The sequence below is a fragment of the Planktothricoides raciborskii GIHE-MW2 genome, assembly GCF_040564635.1.
Lineage (GTDB): Bacteria > Cyanobacteriota > Cyanobacteriia > Cyanobacteriales > Laspinemataceae > Planktothricoides > Planktothricoides raciborskii.
In genome coordinates, this window is sequence record NZ_CP159837.1 from 2507469 (window position 1) to 2532390 (window position 24922).

General features: G+C 43.3%; 23 protein-coding genes and 1 pseudogene. 12 read left to right on the forward strand and 12 right to left on the reverse strand.

All coding sequences use genetic code 11. The features are described 5' to 3' along the window. Positions 1–72 precede the first annotated feature (72 nt). The 3 genes from pyrH (at position 73) to ABWT76_RS10540 (ending at position 2654) form a co-directional block, all read left to right on the forward strand. Positions 73–801: a UMP kinase gene (pyrH, locus tag ABWT76_RS10530; RefSeq protein ID WP_054470311.1), complete on the forward strand. Its 729-nt coding sequence runs from the start codon at positions 73–75 to the stop codon at positions 799–801. Continuing rightward, the gene (gene frr / locus ABWT76_RS10535) at positions 788–1336 is read left to right on the forward strand and encodes a ribosome recycling factor (protein WP_054470312.1); all 549 of its coding nucleotides are present in this window, start codon (positions 788–790) and stop codon (positions 1334–1336) included. The genes pyrH and frr overlap by 14 nt, the downstream gene beginning before the upstream one ends. Positions 1337–1523: 187 nt before the next feature. Beyond that, a complete protein-coding gene (locus tag ABWT76_RS10540) occupies positions 1524–2654 on the forward strand; it encodes a geranylgeranyl reductase family protein (protein WP_054470313.1) in 1131 nt (376 codons plus the stop codon). 29 nt (positions 2655–2683) lie between these two features. Here the strand turns inward: ABWT76_RS10540 and ABWT76_RS30670 are convergent. Further along, positions 2684–2803 (reverse strand): annotated as a pseudogene (locus ABWT76_RS30670) (SUMF1/EgtB/PvdO family nonheme iron enzyme); the annotation flags it as partial. Positions 2804–3301: 498 nt separating this feature from the next. Between ABWT76_RS30670 and ABWT76_RS10550 the strand changes: the two are divergent. After that, entirely contained in the window at positions 3302–3862 is a 561-nt protein-coding gene (locus ABWT76_RS10550) for a transposase (protein ID WP_354636052.1), read from the forward strand. 814 nt (positions 3863–4676) lie between these two features. On the opposite strand, the gene ABWT76_RS10555 is transcribed toward ABWT76_RS10550, so the two are convergent. Continuing rightward, positions 4677–6125, reverse strand: a complete 1449-nt coding sequence (locus ABWT76_RS10555; protein ID WP_354636053.1) for a serine/threonine-protein kinase — start codon at positions 6123–6125, stop codon at positions 4677–4679. A 415-nt stretch (positions 6126–6540) separates the two neighbouring features. Between ABWT76_RS10555 and ABWT76_RS10560 the strand changes: the two genes are divergently transcribed. Next, positions 6541–6699 carry a hypothetical protein gene (locus ABWT76_RS10560; RefSeq protein ID WP_156332002.1) on the forward strand — a complete coding sequence of 53 codons (159 nt, stop codon included), beginning with the start codon at positions 6541–6543 and terminating at the stop codon, positions 6697–6699. Between the two features lie 44 nt (positions 6700–6743). Here the strand turns inward: ABWT76_RS10560 and ABWT76_RS10565 are convergent, their stop codons facing one another. The 3 genes from ABWT76_RS10565 to ABWT76_RS10575 form a co-directional block, all read right to left on the reverse strand. Beyond that, positions 6744–7712 (reverse strand): alcohol dehydrogenase catalytic domain-containing protein, encoded by a 969-nt coding sequence (locus ABWT76_RS10565; RefSeq protein ID WP_054469368.1) that lies wholly within the window; start codon positions 7710–7712, stop codon positions 6744–6746. A gap of 346 nt (positions 7713–8058) precedes the next feature. Continuing rightward, positions 8059–8844: a hypothetical protein gene (locus ABWT76_RS10570; protein ID WP_054469369.1), complete on the reverse strand. Its 786-nt coding sequence runs from the start codon at positions 8842–8844 to the stop codon at positions 8059–8061. Positions 8845–9190: 346 nt separating this feature from the next. Further along, a complete protein-coding gene (locus ABWT76_RS10575; protein ID WP_054469370.1) occupies positions 9191–9436 on the reverse strand; it encodes a hypothetical protein in 246 nt (81 codons plus the stop codon). A 988-nt stretch (positions 9437–10424) separates the two neighbouring features. On the opposite strand from ABWT76_RS10575, the gene ABWT76_RS10580 reads away from it, so the two are divergent. Both ABWT76_RS10580 and ABWT76_RS10585 read left to right on the forward strand, forming a co-directional pair. Continuing rightward, on the forward strand, positions 10425–10604 hold the full coding sequence (locus tag ABWT76_RS10580; RefSeq protein WP_054469371.1) for a hypothetical protein: 180 nt from the start codon (positions 10425–10427) through the stop codon (positions 10602–10604). A gap of 185 nt (positions 10605–10789) precedes the next feature. After that, entirely contained in the window at positions 10790–10981 is a 192-nt protein-coding gene (locus tag ABWT76_RS10585; RefSeq protein ID WP_054469372.1) for a hypothetical protein, read from the forward strand. Here the strand turns inward: ABWT76_RS10585 and cobA are convergent. After that, positions 10974–12638, reverse strand: a complete 1665-nt coding sequence (cobA, locus tag ABWT76_RS10590; RefSeq protein WP_054469373.1) for a uroporphyrinogen-III C-methyltransferase — start codon at positions 12636–12638, stop codon at positions 10974–10976. The genes ABWT76_RS10585 and cobA overlap by 8 nt on opposite strands. 198 nt (positions 12639–12836) lie before the next feature. On the opposite strand from cobA, the gene ABWT76_RS10595 reads away from it, so the two are divergent. The 3 genes from ABWT76_RS10595 to ABWT76_RS10605 all read left to right on the forward strand — a co-directional run bounded on the left by ABWT76_RS10595 (position 12837) and on the right by ABWT76_RS10605 (position 17026). Continuing rightward, on the forward strand, positions 12837–13457 hold the full coding sequence (locus ABWT76_RS10595) for a hypothetical protein (protein WP_231636927.1): 621 nt from the start codon (positions 12837–12839) through the stop codon (positions 13455–13457). Beyond that, positions 13454–16114, forward strand: a complete 2661-nt coding sequence (locus tag ABWT76_RS10600) for a KGGVGR-motif variant AAA ATPase (RefSeq protein ID WP_354636054.1) — start codon at positions 13454–13456, stop codon at positions 16112–16114. The genes ABWT76_RS10595 and ABWT76_RS10600 overlap by 4 nt, the downstream gene beginning before the upstream one ends. A gap of 324 nt (positions 16115–16438) precedes the next feature. After that, complete coding sequence (locus ABWT76_RS10605; RefSeq protein WP_054469398.1) at positions 16439–17026, forward strand: Uma2 family endonuclease; 588 nt, start codon at positions 16439–16441, stop codon at positions 17024–17026. Positions 17027–17287: 261 nt separating this feature from the next. On the opposite strand, the gene ABWT76_RS10610 is transcribed toward ABWT76_RS10605, so the two are convergent. The 6 genes from ABWT76_RS10610 to ABWT76_RS10635 all read right to left on the reverse strand — a co-directional run bounded on the left by ABWT76_RS10610 (position 17288) and on the right by ABWT76_RS10635 (position 22618). Further along, positions 17288–18613 (reverse strand): permease, encoded by a 1326-nt coding sequence (locus ABWT76_RS10610; RefSeq protein WP_054469375.1) that lies wholly within the window; start codon positions 18611–18613, stop codon positions 17288–17290. A gap of 182 nt (positions 18614–18795) precedes the next feature. Then, positions 18796–19038: a thioredoxin family protein gene (locus tag ABWT76_RS10615; RefSeq protein WP_054469376.1), complete on the reverse strand. Its 243-nt coding sequence runs from the start codon at positions 19036–19038 to the stop codon at positions 18796–18798. Between the two features lie 237 nt (positions 19039–19275). Continuing rightward, positions 19276–19686: a heavy metal-responsive transcriptional regulator gene (locus tag ABWT76_RS10620; RefSeq protein ID WP_190880472.1), complete on the reverse strand. Its 411-nt coding sequence runs from the start codon at positions 19684–19686 to the stop codon at positions 19276–19278. A gap of 272 nt (positions 19687–19958) precedes the next feature. Further along, positions 19959–20834 (reverse strand): universal stress protein, encoded by an 876-nt coding sequence (locus tag ABWT76_RS10625; RefSeq protein WP_190880470.1) that lies wholly within the window; start codon positions 20832–20834, stop codon positions 19959–19961. Positions 20835–21389: 555 nt separating this feature from the next. Next, positions 21390–21839 (reverse strand): transposase, encoded by a 450-nt coding sequence (locus ABWT76_RS10630; protein WP_255353258.1) that lies wholly within the window; start codon positions 21837–21839, stop codon positions 21390–21392. Beyond that, on the reverse strand, positions 21836–22618 hold the full coding sequence (locus ABWT76_RS10635; RefSeq protein WP_354636055.1) for a transposase: 783 nt from the start codon (positions 22616–22618) through the stop codon (positions 21836–21838). The genes ABWT76_RS10630 and ABWT76_RS10635 overlap by 4 nt, the downstream gene beginning before the upstream one ends. 376 nt (positions 22619–22994) lie before the next feature. On the opposite strand from ABWT76_RS10635, the gene ABWT76_RS10640 reads away from it, so the two are divergent. Both ABWT76_RS10640 and ABWT76_RS10645 read left to right on the forward strand, forming a co-directional pair. Continuing rightward, on the forward strand, positions 22995–23927 hold the full coding sequence (locus ABWT76_RS10640; RefSeq protein ID WP_082349031.1) for a site-specific DNA-methyltransferase: 933 nt from the start codon (positions 22995–22997) through the stop codon (positions 23925–23927). Continuing rightward, positions 23924–24829: a hypothetical protein gene (locus ABWT76_RS10645; RefSeq protein ID WP_354636056.1), complete on the forward strand. Its 906-nt coding sequence runs from the start codon at positions 23924–23926 to the stop codon at positions 24827–24829. The genes ABWT76_RS10640 and ABWT76_RS10645 overlap by 4 nt, the downstream gene beginning before the upstream one ends. Positions 24830–24922: the final 93 nt, after the last annotated feature.

Genomic DNA, 24922 nt, shown 5'->3' on the forward strand with positions numbered 1-24922 from the left:
AATCGCCGAAAAATGCTCTCAGACTGCTATGTTATGGGGGTGGGAATTAATAAGTGAGAAAGTAGTCACTCGATGAGTACGGTTTATCGGCGGGTTTTGCTGAAATTAAGCGGTGAAGCGTTGATGGGCGATCTAGCTTATGGCATCGATCCATCAGTGGTTCATGGCATTGCTGAGGAAGTCGCCCATGTGGTCGGCCAGGGCATTGAAGTCGCCATCGTGGTCGGTGGTGGAAATATATTCCGAGGAGTCAAAGGGGCTTCTGCGGGCATGGATCGCGCCACCGCAGATTATATTGGCATGATTGCCACAGTGATGAATTCTTTGACTTTACAAGATGCCTTAGAACAAATGCAGATTCCGACGCGAGTCCAGACGGCGATCGCCATGCAGGAAATCGCTGAACCTTACATCCGTCGTCGGGCCATGCGGCATCTAGAAAAAAAACGAGTGGTCATTTTTGCAGCAGGCAGCGGTAATCCCTTTTTTACCACGGATACCACCGCTGCGCTCAGGGCGGCGGAAATTGACGCTGAGGTCATCTTTAAAGCCACTAAAGTCGATGGGATTTATGATAGCGATCCTCATCAAAATCCCCAAGCGCGACGCTATGAAACCTTGACTTATTCGGAAGTTTTAACCCAAGACTTACGAGTAATGGATGGCACGGCGATCGCCTTGTGTAAAGAAAATAATATCCCAATCATTGTATTTGATCTTTCGGTTAAAAATAACATCCGCCGAGCTTTGATGGGAGAAAAAATTGGAACCATAGTCGGAGGTTTGCGTGAAACTGTCTGAAGTAGAAAGTCACATGAAAAAAGCGATTGAGGCGGCTCAACGCTCTTTTAACACCATTCGCACCGGACGGGCAAATGCGTCTCTGCTCGATCGGATTACCGTAGATTATTATGGGGCAGAAACTCCGCTAAAACAATTAGCAAATATCAACACCCCAGATGCCACCACGATTACGATTCAACCCTACGATCGCAGTAGCTTGAACATGGTGGAAAAAGCGATTAATATGTCAGATTTGGGCTTAACCCCCAACAATGATGGATCAGTGATTCGCTTAAATATTCCGCCATTAACCAGCGATCGCCGTAAAGAATTGGTCAAACTGGCAGGCAAACTTGCCGAAGAGCAAAAAGTCTCCATTCGCAATATCCGTCGCGATGCTGTAGACTCAGTGCGGAAACAAGAAAAAAGCAAAGAAATCTCTGAAGATGAAGCCCGCGATCTTCTGGATAAAATTCAAAAAATGACGGACAAATACATTGCCAAAGTTGACGAACTTTTGGCAATCAAAGAAAAAGACATTACCACCATCTAAACCCTTTCCATCGCGTTTCCCGCATTCGTAGGGTGGGCAAAATATTGCCCACCCTACAACTACAACCAACAACAAACAACAAAAGAATCCCTACCCAAAGAATCCCTACCCAAATAATCCCTACCCAAATAATCCCTACCCAAAGAATCCCTACCCAACAAAAAATTCAGTCAGGGGTAAAAAAATGATGTTCGACTGTATTATTGTCGGTGCGGGTCCCGCTGGGGGCACCGCTGGTTATCACCTAGCAAAACGTGGCTATTCAGTTTTAATTTTAGACAAAGAATCTTTACCTCGATATAAACCCTGTGGCGGTGGAGTTTCTCCGGAAATTGCTCAATGGTTTGATTTTGATTTTAGTCCGGCGATTTCCCAAAAAGTGACACAAATTCGCCATACATGGAAAATGACTAATCCGGTGGATGTTTGTTTGGATGAATCAGAAACAATTTGGATGGTACGGCGCAATATTTTCGACCATTTCTTAGTGCAAAAAGCCCAAGTTCAAGGGGCTGAATTGCAGGATAAAACGGAAGTGACCGGCATAGAATTTAAGTCCGATGCTTGGCAGGTGAAAACCGCTGCCGAGGTGTTTACTGGTCGCTATTTAATTGCTGCCGATGGCTCAAAAGGAATGATGGCAAAATGGTTGGGTTTCAAAAACCGCAAACAATTCGCTTGCGGGGCTTTGGAAATTGAACCCACTATGCCAGAAGTAAAAAACGGTCATATCGCTCATTTTGAGTTTGGTATGGTTAGGAATGGTTATGCTTGGAATTTTCCTAAAGCCGATGGATATTCCATTGGTGCAGCAATATTTCGCGGTCAGGAGAAAAAGTCCCAAAACTTGAGGGAATGTATTGCTGAATATTCCCATCTGTTTGATTTGGAAGTTAAAAGTATTAAACATTACGGTCATCCGATTTTTGCCTGGAATGGTTCTCAAATTCTGCATACTCAGAATGCAGTGTTGGCAGGAGAAGCGGCTTGTGTGGTGGATCCGTTTACCGCTGAGGGGATTCGCCCGTCTATGTTTAGCGGTCTGAAAGCAGCAGAGGCGATCGCCTCTGCCTTATCTGGAGACTTGGACGCTTTGCCCCGTTACACTCAAGTGATGGAGGAGGAATGGGGCAAAGAAATGATTTGGGCCCAACGGCTGACCCAAGTTTTTTATAAAATGCCTAAAATTGCCTACGAAGTCGGAGTGAAACATCCTAGCGCCACTAAGCGCATGGCCCAAATTCTCACAGGTCAAGTGCGTTACTCGCAGGCGGTGAAAAGTGCCCTCAAGCGCTTGAGTGGGGGCATTATGGGTTAGGGCTGATTCACAGAAACTAGGCTTTCTCATTCAGCTTCACTAGGCAATCGGTAGGGTTTGCCGATTTTTTTAGAGAGGCGGGCACACCACTCAACTGCGTCATCCCAGAAAACATCTGCAATGGGAAGATTTTCTCCTTCAAAATTTGACAGGTTGAGGTTGTCACCTCTCCGCCTTCGGCACCTCCCCTGACTAAGGGGAGGCTGGGTGGGGTTCCCAATAACTTTAACCACTCAGCGACGGACTGGGGACGTTTTGCTGCTTCTAATTCCAACCCTTTGAGAATGGCGGCATTTTCCCAGTCAGGGATTTGCGGATTAAGCTGCTTCGGTTCCGGTAAGGGAATTTTCAACTCATCCCGAAAATTAGCGGGTATCGGGTCTTTCCCCGTCCGCAAATTATATAGCGTAGCGGCCAAAGCATAGACATCCGTATATGGGCCAAATTATGGGCCAAATTTTCCTTGACGTTTATATTGCTCAATAGAAGGGACAAGAAACCGGGTTTCTTAAGTCAACCCTTGCCTCCCCACCGGCCCTTACATAGAAACCCGGTTTCTAACCTCTCCCGGCTTCCCACCGCCCCAGGGACAAGAAACCCGGTTTGATGCGATAATTTTTCTCGGTATTCTTATCCTAAATCCTGATATGCCACGTCGCGAAGTTATCTTTCAAGCGGGTAATTATTACCATGTTTATAACCGAGGTAATAACCGTCAGCTAATATTCTTTGAACGAGATAACTATATTTATTTTTTACGTCAGTTAAGAACCCATCTGATTGAGCGCGGCGTGGATATTATTGCGTATTGTTTGATGCCCAATCACTATCATTTATTAGTGTATCTGAAAAATGAGTATTTTTCTAAGCTGATGCAGGCATTTACATTGTCTTATGCTAAGGCGATTAATCAACGGTATAAAAGGGTTGGGTCACTGTTTCAGGGACGGTTTCAGGCAATTCATGTAGATCGAGAAGAATATTTATTGAATCTGACTCGCTATATTCACTTAAATCCCGTTGAGGCGAATTTAGTGGAAAAAGCAGAGGATTGGGAGTTTTCCAGTTATCAAGAATATGTTGATTTGCGTCGGGGTAGTTTGCCGAAATTGGATAGAGTGGAGTTATTTTCAGCGGATGCTTATCGGTATTTTTTAGAAGATGTAAATATAGAGAATATAAGTGAGCATTTAACTTTTGAAGAGTAGCCCCAGAAACCGGGTGCGGCCCAGAAACCGGGTTTCTTCTTGCGGCCCAGAAACCGGGTGCGGCCCAGAAACCGGGTTTCTTTAGACCATCTTTGCCACCAACGAAAAAACATCATAGAAACCCGGTTTCTTCTTTGCCGAAGTCGAAGCAGCCCAAAAACCCCAGAAACCGGGTTTCTATGGAGGGGCCGGTGGGGAGGCAGACATTTCTCAAAGAAACCCGGTTTCTTCTTGCGGCCCAGAAACCGGGTTTCTTCTTGCGGCCCAGAAACCGGGTTTCTTTAGACCATCGAAAGCCACCAACGCACAAATGTCATAGAAACCCGGTTTCTTGTTGGCCGAAGTCAATTGGCCCCAACACCTGAAGCGGTTAGAAACCGGGTTTCTATGTAGGGGCCGGTGGGGTGGCAAAGGTTAACGCAAGAAACCCGGTTTCTTGTCCAGGGGCGCAGAAACCGGGTTTCTTTAGACCATCGAAAGCCACCAACGAACAAATGTCATAGAAACCCGGTTTCTTTTTTGCCGAAGTCGAAGGGTCCCAACACCTGAAGCGGTTAGAAACCGGGTTTCTATGGAGGGGTCGGTGGGGTGGCAAAGGTTGACTTAAGAAACCCGGTTTCTTGTCCCTGGGGCGCTTAGTGGTAGGATGTGTTAGGCGTGCAGTTATTTCTCGGTATAAACCAACAAGTTTTATTCAAGCCGTAACTAACGCACCAATATGAGCAAGTGGTGCATTACCGCCTGAAAAAGATTAGTTGTTTCAACCGTCAATTTATGGCGAGCCTAACGCACCCTACCAGACCTACTTTAGGTGTTAAAGTCCACAAGTCTCGACGCGACATAAGATAGGGAACCCTTGACCTGTAGGCAAAGTCCAACCGACCTCAGTAAGAAAAGGAAGGTGAGGAAGGTGACCGGAAGGGGCTTTCATATCAAAAGTAATATCACTGTAATTCAACCACTCTTCTCTTTTTCTCCGCTCTTCTCCTTTTCTCCACCCTACTCTGTTTATAAATTCTTGCCATTTCGGATAGACGAATTTCTCATCGGTTATATTACCTGTTTGAAGCAAACTTCGATAAATGCGACTCTGCACCGAAAAGCCAAAGCGCCCATTGCTGTATTTAACCCACAATTGGTCAATGGTTCGCAGGTCAGTACAAGGAAAATTGCCCAGATGAGAATTTGCCCCCCAGCCTCTGCGTCCCCCTATTTGGTCGGGACTGAACTCCAATATTTCGTAAACGGTGAGCCGGTCAATGCCAGGAAGATTATCCCTGAAATTCAGCCAGAAATCTTCTTCTTCTACGCCCATCACTTTCAACATCACTCGCGCTGTTTCCACGTCTGCGGCTTTCCACTCTTGCGCTTTTAAATAGTCTCGCAAGCGATGATAGTCCAATCCTTTATCTGAGCTCAAATCGTCTTCCAATAACTTCAACCACTCAGCCACGGACTGAGGACGTTTTGCTGCTTCTAACTCCAAGCCTTTGAGGATGGCGGCATTTTCCCCGGCTGGGATTTGCGAATTATGCTGTTTCGGTTCCGGCAGGGGGATTTTCAACTCATCTTGATAATTAGCCGGTATCGGATTTTTTCCCGTCCGTAAATAATATAGAGTAGCGGCCAAAGCATAGACATCAGTATAGGGACCGAATTTTCCTTGCCGTTTATATTGCTCAATGGGAGCATAACACTCGGTTCTGGAGTTGGTCATGGTGCCGGTTTGTCCGTAGGCAAACTGTCTGGCTAACCCAAAGTCAATTAACACCGCGCTACTATCACTACGGCGCAACATTATATTTTGGGGTTTAATGTCCCGGTGTAATAATTCTTGGCTATGTACCAAAGTTAAAGCCGCCCCAATTTGCTCCATAATTTTCAGGGCTTGCTGTTGGGACATGGGGCCATTGTCTTCTAGCAGTTCCGCTAAGTTCTGCCCTTGGATATATTCCATGACCATGCCCATGAGTCCTTGATGTTCGACCACTTCATACACTTGGACAATGTGGGGATGATGACATCTTGCCAGCCGTAATGCTTCGTTGACAAAATTGACCTGGAGGCTGGTAAATTCGGGGATGGTTTTGTTGGTTTGTTGTTGGGTGTTGAGGGTTTTGATGGCGAAGGTTTTGCCGCTTTTGTCTTTAGCGGTGTAGGTGCTGCCGAAGCCACCGCCACCGAGGATGCCGGTGATGGTGTATTTGCCTTTGTCTAGTTGCTGGTTGGGTTGCCAGATGACGGGTTGCCAGATTTGGGTCATGGGAGTGAGAATCCGGGCTGGTTTAGATCGGCTTTGCTACATGGTCTAGAGTAGCATAGAAGGGACAAGAAACCGGGTTTCTTAAGTTAACCTTTGCCACCCCACAGGCCCTTACATAGAAACCCGGTTTCTAACCTCTCCCGGCTTCCCACCGCCCCAGGGACAAGAAACCCGGTTTCTAACCTCTCCCGGCTTCCCACCGCCCCAGGGACAAGAAACCCGGTTTCTAACCTCTCCCGGCTTCCCACCGCCCCAGGGACAAGAAACCCGGTTTCTAACCTCTCCCGGCTTCTAGCCCCAGGGACAAGAAACCGGGTTTCTTAAGTTAACCCTTGCCACTCCACCGGCCCTTACATAGAAACCCGGTTTCTAACCCCCCTTGCTCTCTATGTTTGAGCAACTTTCACCACAATAGTTGGGGGTTATTCAACAGTATTGGAATAGCACTTATTATTCCTGTCGAGTAGATTTTTACCCTAATGGTACTGTAGCCTTGGTATATGCCACCGGAACAATTCTTTCCGTAATTCCCATTCCTCAAATTAACGCTACTTTTGTCACCGCTAATCCTTAAACCAAATGGATCCTATTTTTGTTGGTTAGGGATTCCTGTCCCATTCAGGTTCCTTGCAATTCCCTAATATCCAGCAAAACTTTAAGCACTCCCCGTGTTTGGGCGTGTTTAAAGGCAGCGATCGCTTCTTTTAAGGGATAACGGGCTTGAATCAACGGCTGAACATTAATTTTATTTTTAGATAAGATTTCTAGGGCTTGGGGAAAAGGGCCACAACGAGAACCAATTAGGGTAATTTCATCCACCACTAACCCCGAAGCATCAAAGGTGAGATTGCCCTTATAGGTACTTTTCAGCACCAACGTGCCCCTGGGACGTAAAGCGCGACGGGCGATCGCGAATCCTTCCGGGTTGCCAGTACATTCCACCGCAATATCAAAACTTCTATCTTTGACCAAATCCGCAAATCCGGTTTGAATTCCTTCCGCTTCCAGGTTGGCCAATTTCTCACCATGACGCCCGATCGCCAATAAGTCGCAAGCAGTCAACGCCAAGGTTTGCGCCACCAACTGACCCAACTTGCCATCCCCGACCACCAACACGCGATCGCCGGGTTTAATCTCCACTTGCTGCTGAATTTCCAACGCGGCAGCCACAGGTTCCGTAAAAGTCGCCACATCTGTGGAAATGTTATCCGGTACTCGGTGCAAATTTTTGACTGGCAAAGCCAGATAATCCGCAAAAGCGCCATTCCGATTCACAATCCCCAACACCGTGCGATTTTCACAGTGAGTCGGTTGTCCCTTTTGACAAAAGCGACACCAACCGCAAGCGGCATTAATTTCGCCCACCACCCGCTGATTAATCAAATTTTCCGGCCCTTGTTCCACCACCCCAACAAATTCGTGGCCCAAAATGCCATTGTAAGGATAATAGCCTCTGACCAATTCCAAATCCGTATTGCAAATACCTGCCCGCAAAACCCGCACTAAAGCTTCTCCCGGTGCAGGTTCAGGAATTGGCAGATTTTGCCGCAGTTCTAATGTTTGATTTTCTAACCAGAGTCCTTGCATAGTTTGTTATTTGTTGGTTGTTGGGTAGGGATTCTTTGGTTGCCCCTCTTTGAAGGGGGTTGGGGGGTTGTTTGGTTGCCCCCCTTTGAAGGGGGTTGGGGGGTTGTTGGTTGGTTTTTTCGATAACTCCTGTTAAAAAAAGCGAAACCGCTACCTTAAATTTGGTGCGGTTTAGTTCGGCAGTTATACCACTACCCTTGGGTCGAACCCTACTCATTTGATACCCTACTCATTTGATACTCAATTAAACCCAGACTGTCAAGTAGCTTGTGGGAGAATGTACCACTTAGCCTCAGAAACCAGAGAAACCCGGTTTCGCCGAAGTTACCGGGTTTCTGGTTTGTAATCAAGCTTTCTTGAAAAAGCGAATAATTTCCCGGACATGGTTGAGAAATTCCCCATCTTCGGTAATTTGCGCGATCGCATTTTGAGACTCTTTGGCTAACTGTTCATGCTGCGCTTGATTGGTACTTTTGAGGGATTCCATCGCCGCTGCAAGCTGGGTTAAATCATGGCGAATGGCCTCAAAATTGCGGTTTTGCTTTACCGCTAAAGCTTGGGGATTTTCTAAGTTAAATTCTTGTTGAATTGCATTTAGATTTGCTTCCAGGGAATCGACTCTGCCGCGCAATTCCCACACATCTTCACGGGGATAAAGAAACTCTTGTCTGACCATCCCTAGGCGGACTAAAATATACTCATAAGCCCGGATTGCTGGCCGTAATACCGTTAATAATAAAGCCGCCCCAGACCCGACATACCCGACGGCACTAATGCCGGTAATCGCCAAAGTATAAAGGGCGATCGCAGAGAGGATATGCAGCAAAATTGCTAAAGGCAGCGATCGCTGGGCTAAAGTTTGCACATAATTCAGTTTTTTCTGATCGATCGGAATACTTTTATCCTGACTTTTCTCCTGAGACTGTTCCGCTTCCGCTAAAACTTGCTTCGCTTGAAAATAAATATTCCAAGGCACCGTTACAATCACCATTAACCACCAAAACGTTGCCCCACCAATCACCCAATCTAAAAAAGTGCCCGCACTAACATCTAGCCATTGCAACAAGCCAAATGTCCCCAGCACTAACACTACCAATCCCACAGTAAAACTGGCAAAAACATTTAAATACATAGATTTCACCGTTTTTTGCTAACTTTTTTCGAGTCAATTTTTACAGTCAATTTAATGATCGCCACTCTCTGAATGAAAAAATTTCACTCTGTGACAGTTTGATGACTGGCATAAGCGAGAAAAAAACCAATGGTTACATTTTTAATCAATTTTACTCAATATGATATATTTTATTTGAATTTTTTCATTTAACTTCATTTATTTTTGTTGAAAATATAAAAAAATGGAATCGCCCCACGCCCCGATCGCGATTTCGGTTAATGTGGGGGTTTGAATCAAAAAAAATTTTTTTATATGACCAGAATAGGTCGTTAAATTATTTGGTTTAATTATCTTTTTCAGGAAACTAAAAAATATCACATTTCCAACCACTCATCGACCGATTAATTAAAAAATTATTGGTCGCTGGTTCAGAAATATGACCTGGGATATCTTTCCCTAATAAGGTCAAAAGATATACTAAGCTGAAGCCATACATTAATATTGATATACCAAGAGCAATTTTATTGAAATTAAAAGCATAATATTGAGGCGAATTTGCTTCGCTGTATCTAAAGAATCTATTGGCTTGGTTTAATAAATTAGAAATCATGGCGACAATTCTCTGGTATTTCAGTTGATATTTGTTTGATACCTACAGAATACCAAGATATTTTTTTCGGGACTGCGATCGCGCTAATCACTTGTGGTGATAATCTCGGCGATGATTCGTGATTAAACCAGTACCAAACTGTAACCACATCCACCAAGTTGAGTGATTTCTATCACAGATCATTACTTGTTATTTGGGAACGGGGTGTAGGGTGCTTCTGGTGCGGGGGAGCTTTCGGAGCAGGGGTGCTTCTGGTGCAGGGGAAAGTGAAAAGTTAAAAGTGATGCATTCGTAGGGGCTTTCTGGCCATATAGCCTGACGGATTATGCTTCGCAAGGACGCCCGTACAAGTGAAAAGTTAAAAGTGATGCATTGAAAAGTCGTAGGGGCTTTCTGGCCATATAGCCTGACGGCATGGGCTTCGCAAGGACGCCCGTACAAAAGAATTATCACTATTTACTATTTACTATTTACTATTTACTATTTACTATTTACTATTTACTATTCACTATTCACTCTCTCCTCATCTCCTCATCTCCTCATCTCCTCATCTCCTCATCTCCTCATCTCCTCATCTCCTCTGCCGACGGCGGTGGCGGGTTCCGAAAGCTCCGAAAGCCCCTACACCCTACACCCAAGGGTCAACAAAAATTTTTAGATTTATACCTAGACGTAAATAGAAAAAATATGTATAGTGAAGGAGAATGTATATTAAAATACATTCTCCTGAGTTCCTAAATTTTCTATTTTTTTTAGAATCTCCCAAAACCTACTCTAGAACTGAAATCCTTTTGGTGATTGGCATAGCCGCCTCAGTATATGCCAACCATATCGGTATAATATCCGTAAAAACACGGATAAAACATCGGTGAATATACGCAGAAAAAAAGATCCGGGAATATACTGAACAAAAACTCGCAACATTACTGATGCACTTCAAAAGAAGAAGATGCAGTATGTATATATGGAACAGTTCAGGAGACGGAATATGCAATTCACTAATATCCAAGATTTATTTATTAAAGGTTCTATTTCTCATCAAATTAACCGGATTGACTGGGAAAAAATCAATACTCTCTCTGGCAGCAACCTTTCCGCAGAAGATGAACTAATGATTAAGAGAATTCGCCATAGTGTTCGTCGCGGCTGGATTAACGTTTTCTCTTAATGAGTACCAAGGATCACGCTTCAGGAAACGCTTCAGGATATTTAGGCAAAGCCTAAAGTAATCCAAGATCCAATGATTCAACCGACTTGAATTAAGTTGGTGATTTCTCACAACAGCTTTTTCCTCTTTGATGGATTTTTTTGAGAATTATACCGATAAACAACGAGAAACAGCGAGGAAAGATTATGTCTATCAAGTCATTTAGCGCTAAAATTGAGCAGATTTTTATCGATACTTCCCTGACTCAACAAATGACGGTTCAAGACTGGCAGCAACTTAATCAGTTGGCACAAGCTTCGTTGCCTCAAGATGATGAACGAATTGTTAGGAGAATTATGCATAGTGTGCGTCGAGGTTGGATTCAGATTCTTAATTAATCTGTTTGTCGCGGTGAGATGCCCATTTGACAATGGTTTGGGTTAGCCCGTCTAGGGTGTATTCTTCCGCCTCTATGTCTACTCTGCCCAGCAGTTTGATACAGGTTTGAGAAGTTTGCGGGCCAATAGAGGCAAAGTAAACATTAGATAATACATCTGATAACAAATTGTCCAGGTTTTGGTCTTTTTTGGTTTGTGGGTAATCGGTTTGCTGGTCTTGATTCAAGTTTTGATTAGATGCTAGTTCTTGGGTTAATAGCTGACAGAAATATTGTACGGTTTTGGAACTGGCAAAAGTAATTACATCTACCTGGCGTTGTAACAGTAAGTTAGCAACGGCAGGGTCTATTTTTTTGGGACAACCGGACTGATAGGCGGCGACTTCGGTGACGTTGGCACCAGCAGCAGTAAATTCGGCCACGAGCACTTCTCGTCCCCCGGTTTCGACGCGGGGAAATAAGATATTTTTGCCAGCAACCGATTCGGGAAATTCTGCGACTAAGGAGTCGGCAACAAAGTTGGGGGGAATAAAATCTGCTTGCAAACCCCTTTGTTTCAGACTGGCGGCGGTTTTTTTGCCAACGACGGCTATTTTAATTCCGGCTAAGTGACGAGTATCTTTGCCTTGGGTCAGTAGTCTGTCAAAGAAATAGTCTACGCCATTGGTGGAGGTGAGGATTAACCAGTGGTAGCTGTCTAGGTTGGCGATCGCCCGATCTAGTTCTTGCCAACTGGACGGTGGACCAATTTCTAGGGCAGGCATTTCGGCGACGATCGCCCCGAATTCTTCTAGGCGATCGCGAAATTCATTATTTTGTCCGGCAGCACGAGTGATTAAAATAGTGATTCCGGCAAGAGGGAGAGACTGATCGGACATGGCAAATTTATTTAGGAAGCCCGGGCTACCCGGTGGACACAAATAATCTCGCAGCCCCACCACTTCGCCGATCGCAATGACTGCGGGAGAAAGGGACAAACCGCGAGTTGTTTCTAGAATATCTCCTAAAGTACCCGTCCATACAGTTTGTTTGGGAGTGCCCCCAGCCTGAATAATGGCAATGGGAGTTTTGGGGCTGCGATCGTGCCGGAGTAATTGGTGGATAATTTCCGGTAATTGTTGGGTTCCCATTAAGATCACCAAAGTTTCTAGCTGAGAAAAGATTTCCCAATTTAAATCGGCGGGTTCGTGACCAGTCAATACGGTAAAACTGCGACTCAGAACCGGATCCGTTAAAGGAATGGCAGCTAATTCTGGGGCGGCTAAAGCGGAAGAAATTCCCGGCACCACTTCAAAGCAGCAACCCGCTTCCTGTAAGGCCATAATTTCCGCCGTACAACGACCAAAAATAAACGGATCTCCCCCTTTGAGGCGGACTACCTGTTTTCCCGCCTGACATTCTGACACGAGTAATCTATTGATGTCTGTTTGTAGCCAACTCGCTTGTCCACCGCGTTTTCCCACATGGAAAAGTTGACAATTTGCCGGGGCAAATTGCAAAATTTGTTCGTCTACCAGAGCATCATAAATAATCACTTCGGCCTGTTTGAGCAATTCCTCAGCCCGTCGAGTTAGGTAAGCAATGTTTCCCAGTCCGGCACCTACCAAATAAACTTGGCCATACATTCGGTCACTTTTTCGGTTACTTTTATCCGTCATTACTCGCAGTTCTCCCTGATTTTCGGCTGATTATTCTGTTGTTGCCTTTGAAGGGGGGGTTGGGGGGGTTAGACGCCGGGAACGCCCGTAGGGTGTTGTTCCGTGCGAGAACCCATTCCTGACCAGTCCTATCAAAAACCAGTCCCATCAAAAATGATAAACTTAAACGAGTTGGCGGAAAATAAAGTCAAATGAAAAATGTCAGAGTCCCTGCTTAATATACAGTTTGATAAACTCAACCTTGACCAGACCAGTAGTCAGGCGATCGAACAGCTACTTGCTTATAGTCTGTCGCTAATCGATCCAGCAAAAGAACCAGAGGCGATTGCCTACTTATCCCAACTTCAAAAACAGATCGTCCAACTGAGAAGTCAGAAAGGCAACTTCGGTTCTAAGAAAATTCATGTCGGGGTGAGCGAGTTAAGGCAAGCTTTTCATGCTCATAGTCAATCGGCTGCTGCTGAACAAATTAAACAGATTTCGGCTTATTTACTCCTATTCTATGCCGTTGAATGTGGCCTCAAGAGTATTTGGCTGAAACAAAACAAGTTGCAAACCACTGAACAGATTCCCGACCGAACCCTTTTATCTAAAGATGGTCATAATCTAGATAGATGGGTCAAAGAACTGAAAATTTCCGCCAGCCAAGTGAGCGCAACTCCCGATTTTCATCTGGAAAAAGGGGGTTTCAGTTTAAACATAGAAAAGGCTCATCAAGCGTGGCGATATAACATTCGCCTCAAAGGTGAAGATGAAAAAGTTTTAGTCGAGTGGTTAAACAGTATTTGTAATTGGATTAAGGAGAACATCAACCGATGATTCCATCAGATATTCGTCTTTATACTTGGGTTGACGTAGAAGAAGTTTTACTGCGGAAACAAAAGCAAAATGACTGGCCAAACTGGTTGGTTTGGGCGCGAACCTACTGGGACGGGTTAACGATGGGAATTCGTCCGGGAACTCAAGCAGAAGCCCAAAATTGGCTGAGTGAAATCTACGATCCTCGCTTCCGAAATAAGTCTCAGTCGGACAGTCTAGATAGTTATATTATTTTAGAAAGTGTTGCTGATAATCAACGGATTTTGTCGATTTTTTTGGAGGAAACCGAGGAAGCCCCCCCAACTCCTAGACTTACTCCCAGTTTATCCAGACCGGGTGTGCTTTGGCCTCCCAGTGAAAATATCGAACCTCCGGCTATTATGCCATTAGATTTTCCCCCAGTGGTGGCATTTCATTCTTTTAAAGGTGGGGTGGGACGGACTACTCATGCGATCGCTTTAGCAAAAGCTTTAACCGCGAAAAAACAAAAAGTTCTGTTAGTTGATGGGGATTTAGAAGCACCGGGAATTAGTTGGTTATTTGAGCGAAGATTGCCCAATCCCCCGGTTTCTTTTGCGGACTTTTTAGCCCTGGTTCATGGCGATCCATCTCCCCATGCTGAAACCGCCATACAATTAGTGAGCGATCGCCTGCAAGATGCATTCATTGACGGGATATTTATCCTGCCCTCATTTCGGTCTACTTCAGGATTTAGCTCGTTAGAAATTAGACCAGAACATCTGATCCAAGGTTCTCAAAATGCGTTTCTATTGACCGATATTTTAGCCAGTCTGGGAAAATCTCTAGGGGTCGATGTGGTGTTAGTAGACTTGCGGGCTGGACTCTCAGAATTAGCCACAGGTTTAATTTTAGATCCGCGAGTTTATCGGATATTTGTTACTACCTTGACCGGACAATCCATCGCCGGAACGGTGAGAGTTTTAGAATTGATTGGGGAGCGATCGCCTTCCACCAGAGAAGAAGACCCATTACCCGCCTTAATTTTCAGCCAAGTTCCTGAAGATAAAAAATTAAGCGATTTGGTCATAGAACCTGAACAAAAACTGCTGGAAGCAGCCAGACCATTTTTAGGAGAAGATGGGGATATTCTGAGAGTAATTACCCCCTTTGCTGATAGTTTGCTGGTTTTACCTCCTAGTTGGGAAGAGGTGATGAATAAGCTGGAGCGATCGGGGATGGTGGATGCAGTAATTCCCCTGTTGGATTGGTTGCCTAGTCAAAGTGGTGAATCGCTCCAAGAAAGTCTTTCTAGTTTTAAATCCCAACGACAACTGATTAAAGAATTGGCGGAAAAATTAGTTTATGCCGAGACAGCAGAAATCGATAATTTTTTAGCTACAATTCCTTTAAAAAAATTGTGTTCAGACCATCGAAGACAACTCCCTATTACAGTAGTTGTTGGAGCTAAAGGTTCAGGAAAAACTTATACATTTATGCAAATCGTTCGCAGGGAAAACTGGGAAAAATTTGTGCAGGAAACTGGGGCGAAAGTGCAAAATAATGCCTTAATAGCTCCTGTGTTAGCCTCAAAAAATTTAGAGGATAATGCTAAAAAAATAGTTGAGAATGTGCAGAAAAAAAATGCTAAAAAATTAAAATTTGACCGGCCTCAATACTCTAACGATATTCGAGATGATATTAGAAAAAATCTGACCCAAAACCTCCATGAAGGGCAGTGGCGAGAATGTTGGCTAGATGTCATGGCTTGGGGGGTTGGTTTTCAACCTAAGCAAGCCGGGGCTGGGCGAGAATTAGCCGACCATTTATTTCAAGAAAAACAGCAGCTTATTGTCGTCATTGATGGGCTAGAAGACTTATTTCAGAACTTTGATAATGACGAAAATCAACAAAAAGCTTTACGGGCTTTACTTCAAGAAGTACCGGAATGGTTAGGACAACAGCCCGGTCGTCCTTGGGGAATAATTATTTTTGTCCGGCGAGATATTGTCTTGGCGGCGGTGCGTCAAAATGCCGCTCAGATGATGGCTCGTTATCAGCCTTATGCTTTAAAATGGAATCGGGAAGAAGCACTTAGATTAGTGGCTTGGGTGACAAAAAAAGCCATTTCTAATTTTAACATTAATCTTGACAAACTGCAAGATATGAGTGAGGAGGAAATCACCGATACTTTAGTCCCACTGTGGGGGAAAAAATTGGGGGGTGAAAAATCTAAAGACGCTCGTTCTGTGCAATTTGTCCTGGCTGCTCTTTCTGATTTCAATGGTCAAATTCAATCGCGAGATTTGGTCAGATTTTTAAAGATAGCCGCCGATAAATCTATGAATGATAATCGGTGGCAGGATCGAATTCTCATTCCTAAAGCAATTCGGGATGCTTTACCGGAATGTAGTCAGCGGAAAATCGAAGAAATTGAGATAGAAAATACTGCCTTAAAAAATATTTTTACTAAATTACGGGACTTGGCAGAGGCTAATCGGAAAATTCCTTTTACCCGCGAAGCTGCTCAGTTATCGATTGAGGAAATTAAAACCTTATTAGATAATGGCGTATTGATTCAAGAAGAAGATGATTATTATATGCCGGAAATATTCCGTTACGGGTTAAATTTTGGACTGACAGGCAGGGCTCGTCCGCGTGTTTTATCTCTGGCTCGCCGTGCGGGACAGAGTTATTAATTAGTCCCCAGGATTTAGTCCCCAGGATAACGATGTATTCGGGAATGGTATTCGGGATAGAGGTTCTTAGGATAGAGGTTGTTAGGATAGAGGAAAATTCTCTATGCATCTCTCCTCTATTCTCTCTCCGATTGAAGGGATTAGCCCACATCAAATATAATGGTTTCTCTGTAGTAAGCGATCGCAGGAAGAACTGACGGCAAAGTTGGGGGAACAGTTTAAGGAGTCTGCTCGATTAGAGGCGGCGATTCGGGATAATTTACGAGTTTTGGGTTATGAGTTGTAGATTTATATTATTACTTTTGGATTAAGGAGTTTATGGCTATTATAGCAGCACGAGATGAGGAGCGGTACTTTACACCTGAAGAGTATTTTAGTTGGGAAGAGACGCAGCTAGAAAAACACGAACTGATCGATGGTCGGGTTTATGCGATGGGTGGTGGGACTAGAAATCACAGCGATATCGCGGGAAACTTTTTAGCGATAATCAAGCCCCATCTGCGGGGCAGTGGTTGTAAAACATACAATTCTGACTGTCGCGTAAATATCCTCAATACTCGCAACTATACCTATCCTGATTTAAGCGTTACTTGCGATCCGCGAGATAATTCTAGCGCCCAATATATTACTTATCCCTGTTTGATTGTTGAGGTTTTATCCGATAGTACCGAGGCTTACGATCGCGGCAAGAAATTTGAAAAATATCGGCAAAATCCTAATCTGGTTGATTATGTGTTGGTGAGTTCTGATGAGATGGCGGTGGATATCTATCATAAAAATGATGCGGGTGAATGGGTGATTCTTAGCTATCGAGAAGGCGATCGCGTGGAGTTGAAAAGTATTGATTTGAGTGTGGCGATCGAGCAATTCTATGAGGAGATCGTTTTCGAGCCTCAGCCTGATGTGGTTTAGTGTTGGCAACTTGGGAGAATTGGCGGGGGGTTTGCACATGAGTTCTGAGATTGTCCCGGAAAGTTTTGGTTAGCATCCCCTGTATTATAGAGCGCGATCTTGACCGGAGGAAATTTGTGTTTTTTACTATGTCAGGGCGAAGCATTCCGCCATGAAATTTCTGCTTTTAACCATCGAATGCCGAAATGTTTCGCTCCTACCAATCGGGTTTGTCCCCTGCCAAACCCATCGTTGCCAATTAAAGAGATAAAATTGATAATTCTAGGCAAATATTGACCCATAAATTAAGCCGCTGATGGTGGCCATGATCACAACTAAGGCCACAAAAACAATGGTTTTTTTCGTGCCCATAATACTTCTAATTACTAACATACTGGGCAGGGATAAAGCGGGGCCAGCTAATAGTAAAGCTAAAGCAGGGCCTTGACCCATGCCACTGCCAATTAATCCTTGGACAATGGGCACTTCGGTTAAGGTGGCGAAGTACATAAAAGCACCAGCGATCGCGGCAAAAAAGTTGGCAAATATTGAATTACCGCCCACTGCTTGTACCACCCATTCTGATGGGATTAAGCCTTCGTGACCGGGACGACCAAGCAAAGCCCCGGCAATTAATACGCCAAATAATAATAGGGGTAAGATTTGTTTGGCATAGTCCCAAGAAGTGTTAAACCATTCTCCCGCTTCTGCTTGGTTGATACTGGTTAGCCACGATAGACCAACGATCGCAACAGAAAAGGGTATGAGGGGTTGATTTTGGAATTGCCAAGAAAGTATCGCGGTGACGATGGTAATGAGGATAACTTTGCCAGAGTTGAGATGCAACCACTGGCAAGCAATTGCCGCTAAAGCAATGCCTAATAGTCCGGTAATCCACCATTTCAGCCCATAAATGGTTGCCCAAATTCCGAGATTTGTTTCCGGTTTTGCCCAGTTAGCAAAAACCAAGATACCCACCATAACGGCAAAAAATACGGCAGTTTGCCAGAGGGGACGGCTGGTTTCTGAGTCGGATAACAGGGTTTTGGCCTTGATTTTCGGCGGTTCTTCGTCACGGAAAATCAAATGCATGGCGAAACCAATGACGACGCTAAAGGCGATCGCCCCAATACCCCTGGCGATTCCTAATTGCAGACCTAATATCCGGGCGGTGAGGATGATGGCGAGGACGTTAATTGCTGGACCGGAATAAAGAAAGGCGATCGCCGGCCCCAAACCCGCCCCCATGCGGTAAATTCCCGCAAATAAGGGCAATACGGTGCAGGAACAGACCGCTAAAATTGTCCCGGATACCGAGGCAACCCCATAAGCGAGAAACGGATTGGCTTTATCGCCCAGATATTTCATCACCCCATCTTGGCTGATAAAAATCGCGATCGCCCCGGCAATAAAAAAAGAAGGAATGAGACATAATAAAACGTGCTCTTGGGCATACCAGCGCAGTAGATATAGGGCTTCCCAAAAGGCATTTTGCAGGCGTTGGGACTTTTGCAACGCTTCCACCGGCATCAAATAAGAAAGTAAAAATATGCCCACAATTAGGGCAAGAGGTTTCCATTGTTCTCGCCAAAATGGTGCAACTTGCATGATATTTTTCCTAATATTTCCTAATATTAATTAACCTCAGAAACCGGGTTTCTCTGAGAAATGTCTGCCGACCCACCAGCCTCTCCATAGAAACCAGGTTTCTAATATGAGGTTTCTAATATGATAAATGTCTGCCGATCCACCGGCACCTCCATAGAAACCCGGTTTCTAACCATCAAGAATTAAACGGTGAGATACTTTTTAATTTGTTCTGGGGTGGCAACTTGACCCTGACTTACCAGGGTGTCATTGACTACTAAAGCGGGGGTTTTCATTACTCCGCGTTCCACAATTTGCATCGGGTCTTTAATGTGAACCACTTCTGCTTCTAAATTTAGGGCAGCGATCGCCTCTTTCGCGTTAGCTTCTAATTGCTGGCACTTCTTGCAACCCGTTCCTAAGACTTCTACTTTAATGGCACTCATGGAAAAACTCCTTTCTACGGGCTTTCGCATTCGGGTATTAAATTTGGGGGTTAACCAGAGAAATTATTGCCCGAATGCGAAAGCCCCTAAGACTTTAACGGTGAATTTAATCCCAGCTTAATCCTTATACCTAGGTATAAGGTCAAGGGGTTTTGGCGAAAATTTGGAAAATTTTTATTAAGATTTAGGCAAACTTACGATAGACCAACTATCTGGAGGATGTGCGGGGGCAATGTTCTAAGAATCTTCTTCGGGTTGTTCAAAGACGATACATTCTTTGGTTTGATTGATTGGATCGAGATTAGCCTGACAGCGATCGACTAGAGGCAGGAGTTCATCTCGCAACCGTTGGAGAGAGAGAATTTTTGCTTCAATGTCCTGAACTTTTTGGTGAAGTCGTTCATACATTGCCTGACAGGTGAGCGATCGCCCATCTTTTAAAGTCAGAATTTCCTTAATTTCATCCAGAGTTAGACCGAAAGACTTGGCGCGAACAATAAAACCCAGGCGTTCCACATCCTGCGGACTAAAAAGGCGATAACCCGCTTCTGTGCGTTGCGGGGAGGGAATCAAGCCAATTCGTTCATAAAAATAGACCGTTTGCGGATTAAGCCCCAAACGTTGGGAAACTTGACCAATTTGGAACATGGTTTTCTCTCGACCTTCCATACTGATTCCAGAAACCGGGTTTTTAGCAATTTACTGATATTTATATTTTCCGATATTTTTTTGATATATATTCGGCATCAATCAGATTTCTGGCAAATTGTTTGAAATCAATTATCTGCCTAAAATGCCAGCATTACAATATTAATAGCAAAACTTTTTAGTCATAAAAGCGATCGCGATTCAGTTTTTGTCGGTTGGGCGATCACCACTCAACCCAACCGAAATGAACAGGGTCATAAATTACCATGAAACTAACGGAATAAGAATACCGGAATATTGCTAGTTTTCAAAATTTGGTCGGTAGTGCTGCCAATGACTAAATGGCGAATCCGATTATGGCCGTAAGCGCCCATGATTAATAGACTGATATTTTTTTCCCTAATATAGTTGGCGATCGCCTTTTCTGGTTCCCCCTCTAGCAAGTGAGCAACGGGGGCAAATTCCGCCTCTTGTAATAATTTTGCTGCTTGATTTAGTCGGTGCTTCATTATTGGGCGATCGAGCAAACTTTTCGCCACTGTCACCAGATGCAATTCTAATCCTTGAAACAAGGGAGATGCCTTGATAAATTCCAGCATTTTTTGGCCATTTTTACTGCCATCGTAGGCTAAAAGTAATCGTTCAATTGGCTGATATTTTAGGGGAGTAACCAGGCAAGGTTTGCGGCTATTGCGAACAATTTTTTCTAGATTAGCCCCTAAATTACCCGATGCAAAACTAGCATTTTCACCGCGTTTCCCTAGGACAATTAAATCAAAGTCTTGCTCAAATTCATCTAAGCAATCTAATAAGAAACCTGTTTTATATATCGGGTTAATTCGGTTAATTCCTTCGGCTTTCAGAGTCCGCAAAGCGGTTTGTAAAATCAATTTCGCTTGGTGGTGGGTGAATTTTGCTTTTTCATGTTCCAACTCAACCAAACAATTTAGTAAATTTTCTGAAGCATCAATGCCAATACTGCGGCAAAAGTTTCCCTTAGAGACTACTTGTTGACTGTTAATATCGGTGACGCATAATACATCAACTGCTGCCCCTTGTGCTTTTAGCCGGTTAGCTACATAAGCCCCATACCGATAGCTGGTTTCGGCAAAGGGCGATCCATCGGTGCAAATCAAAATAGTTTTCATTATTTTGGATTATTTGTCATAATTAGGGGATGGAGATTCGCTGAATGACTGTCTGTTCTCAGACTCAGAATCTTTGCATATTTCTTTTGTAGACAGCTAATTTATCGTACAATTAATCGCTCGTAGAATGTCGCCCTGGCTTGATTTAATCCCACCAGTTTTAGGGAAGATTCGCGTCTTCTGGGGCGATCGCGAATCGCCCCTACAGTAGCCTTGATGCCACCAGCGGACAAATGGGTGGCAAATTAGACTGAGAAACACTGGCGAACAGAGACATGATTAACTGTTGAGAATTGGTACGGTGTTTAGATTTGGCAGGCTGAGAACGCCGATATAAACTATATCATAAAACCTACCTGTCCCCTGTATCCTATCCAAAGATCGGCAATTGTTGCTCCTGTTGTTTCCGAAAGTGGATGAAAAAGGTGACATCTCAGGTATAAACGGAAGGTAAGGTCATAAGAGGAAGATAGAGACAAAGATAGATCGAGAGATAGCGCACCACATAAGAATGCTTGACAATGGGCTTTATGGAGATCGCCCGCTAGATAAAACTTACCCAAACTTACCCATCAAGTCTGAAAGCTTGATTTTTACTAAGCTTGAGTTGGTTTTACTTCCTGCTTCTACCAACGGAGTCGGCTCCAAATTGTCCACAGGCGTAGATTTGGCCGTAGCTCGACCTATTTTTTCAAGATTTCTTGCGGCATTTAAATCTCGATCTATTTTGAGATGACAATGCTCGCAGTAAAATACTCTTTCTGATAACGGTAATGAGTCTTTAATTGCACCACAGTTTGAACAGGTTTTACTCGAAGGATAAAACCTGTCAACAATGATGAGTTGTGACCCATACAGTTCACTTTTATATTCCATCTGTCGCCGAAAGTCATAAAACCCCATATCGGCAATTGATTTCGCCAGTTTATGATTCGCTAACATCCCTGATACATTTAAATCTTCTATCACATTGATTGCGTGGTTCTTGCATAAGTGTGATGTCAACTTATGTAAAGTATCTTTTCTGATATTAGCGATTTTTCTATGAAGTTTTTGGACTGTAGGGGCGAACGGCCGTTCGCCCCTACATGCCCATTGGCTGATTTGAATACTTTTCGACTAAATTTTCTTTGAAGTCGTGTCAGTTTTTTCTCGTGTTTTCTATATGATTTTGTTCCTTTTACGATTTCTCCAGTGGATAGGGTAGCAAGCACTTTTATCCCCAAATCTATCCCTACTACATCTTTTGTTTTCTCTGTGGGACTAACGGGAACATCGATTTTAAACGAAATAAACCATCGGTCAGCCTCTCGACTAATCGTGACATTTTTGGGGTCGGGAACGACCGGCAGCCTTTCATAAGTTTTTAGACAGCCGATAACTGGTACTTTCAGTTTATTTGATGATAAAATTTTAATTCTCCCATCCAAGGTAAAGCTGTCTTGTCTACCTTTTTTCTTAAACCTAGGTCGGGCTTTCTTTTTTTTAAAGCAATCTTGCCACCCTTGGGCGAGATTCCTTAAAGCGTACTGAGGAGCACATTTGGAAACTTCATAGTACCAAGGATTCTCTGGTTTTACCAGCTTATTTAACCATTTATGTAAGTCAATGGCTGTAGGAAATTTGATTTTTTCTTCGGGGCTACAATGAGTATTATGAGATAAAATCCCTAAACACAAACCATGACCCCAATTGTAGGCATGGCGAGCTACTCCTGCATGGCGAGCAAGTTGTTGCTGTTGGGTTTGATTGATTTTAAGTTGTGTTTTAAACCCTAATAACATGGAGTCATAATTCCGACGCGCTTAACCAGATCCAATCTTACCACAACTAATGACCAGATTGAGCATTCAGTTTCTAAAAATATTGCTCGATGCTCTGGAAATTTCTGACGATTTGAGTAAGTTTGGGTAAGATTGGGTAAGTTTTCGGCTTCTGTAGTTAACCCTCTCAATACTCAAAGCGATTGGAGTAGCGCTTCGGGGCTTCCCTTGAAGAACGCTTTTTTCTCCGTCAGGAAGCGAGTTGACTAGATCGCCCACTTGGGAGTATGATTATTCAATACTTAGTAATCACTTAGTCGTCAACCTAAAATAGACTCTTAGGTCTTAAGCATAAATTAGCAATACTAAAACAATATTAACAATAGTTGAAAGATTGATGTGCCAACAATTGTCTTTAATCGACTGTATAGTTGCAGGGAATAAACTAGAAATTACTCCAAAAGTTAGAGGATTTCAGCTTCACTTTAGTCATCCTAATGGACAACTTTATCAAGGCGACTCAATTGACTGGTTGAGTTCCCTTGATTCTGAATCTGTAGACTTAATTTTTGCCGATCCTCCGTATAATATCAAAAAGGCAGAATGGGATAATTTTGCCAGTCAAGAAAAGTATATTGATTGGTCAATGCAATGGATTTCACAAGCCGCCCGAATTTTAAAACCTCATGGAACTATGTATGTCTGTGGTTTTTCGGAAATTTTGGCAGACATAAAACATCCAGCGATGAATTTTTTTAAATCTTGTCGTTGGTTAGTCTGGCATTATAAAAATAAAGCTAATCTGGGTAACGACTGGGGGCGATCGCATGAAAGTTTACTCCACCTGAGAAAAACTAAAAAAGTGCAACTAAACATAGATGAGATTCGGATTCCCTATGGAGAACATACTCTGAAGTATCCAGTGCATCCACAAGCTAAAACCAGTCAATATGGGCAAGGAACAAAGCGGAAAAATTTATGGACTCCTCATCCAAAAGGGGCAAAGCCCAAAGATGTCATTGAGGTTCCTACAACCTGTAATGGAATGGGTGAATCAACCCCTCATCCGACGCAAAAACCCGAGGAACTGGTCAGAAAATTTGTCCTGGCTTCTTCTCATAAGGGTGATACTGTGCTAGATCCTTTTTCGGGTTCTGGAACAACTTTAGTAGTTGCAGAGCAATTAAATCGCAAATGGCTCGGTTGCGAGCTTGATGAAAAATACAATGAATTGGCGATCGATAGACTAAATCATGTCAAAAGAATGACTGTAGAAGATTGGATTCAGTTCGATCGCAAAGTAGCTGAACGTCGGGAGAAAATTCGATGAATATAATGGACATAGTAGAGTGGGTTATTGACAAAGAAAACTTTTGTAAAATTGAAGATTACATAGACTTTACAAAAGATTACTTAGAGTTTGTTAAAGAAGGGTTACAGGCTGTGATTGTTTCTCAAAACGAAAATCACTACGAATTTTATCAGTATGATCGTCAGGCTGATTTTAGAATTACTCGTCCGTTGAACTCTTCCTTAATGTATAGTGCTAATGAAGAATCAGAAATTAATGAGTTTTTGGAAATCATAAAAAATATCAGGGATATCCCAAAAAATGACTTTTACAGACGCAAAGTTATCATTCGTTCAATTTACACATTTCAACAATGTATTGGAGCGGCACTTGATGCACTTCCGGTAGGCCAGTCTAATAGAGCCAGGAAAATTAATGGTGATTTATTTGAGAGATTAATTCAACTCTTAATAAAAAGAGTTGGGGTTCATTGTCGCACGGGAACCATCCAAGTTCCTGTTAAAATTGATGGTCAAACAGTATTTAATATGCAATACCAGCACGATCTACTGATTAACGCTCTGGAAAATCCCCAGGAATTAAGAGCGATTGGTTCAGTAAAAACCTCTAGCAAAGATCGGATTGGTAAGATATTTGTAGATAAATTACTTTATTCTAAACTAACAGGTACATCTCTACCTCATATTGCTATTTTTCTGAATGATGTTCAAAGAAAAAAAACTTCTGAAGAAAATGAATATGGGATAAATTCTACTTTTTTATCTGGGCATTTCAAAGGTTACACCGTTAACTTAAACCCTTTAGATGGGGTTTACTACTGTGATATTAGACCTAATATGCAAACAGAACCAATACTCAAAGAACATATTAAAACAATCGATCACTTTTTTTGCTCCGATCTTTGGTTGTTAGTTCAATAGAGCCAAACCATTCGCTAACATTGAGTAGGAATAGCAATATTTACTCAGAGGAACAAGAAGAATAAAAATAACAATAAAAAACCCGGTTTCTTG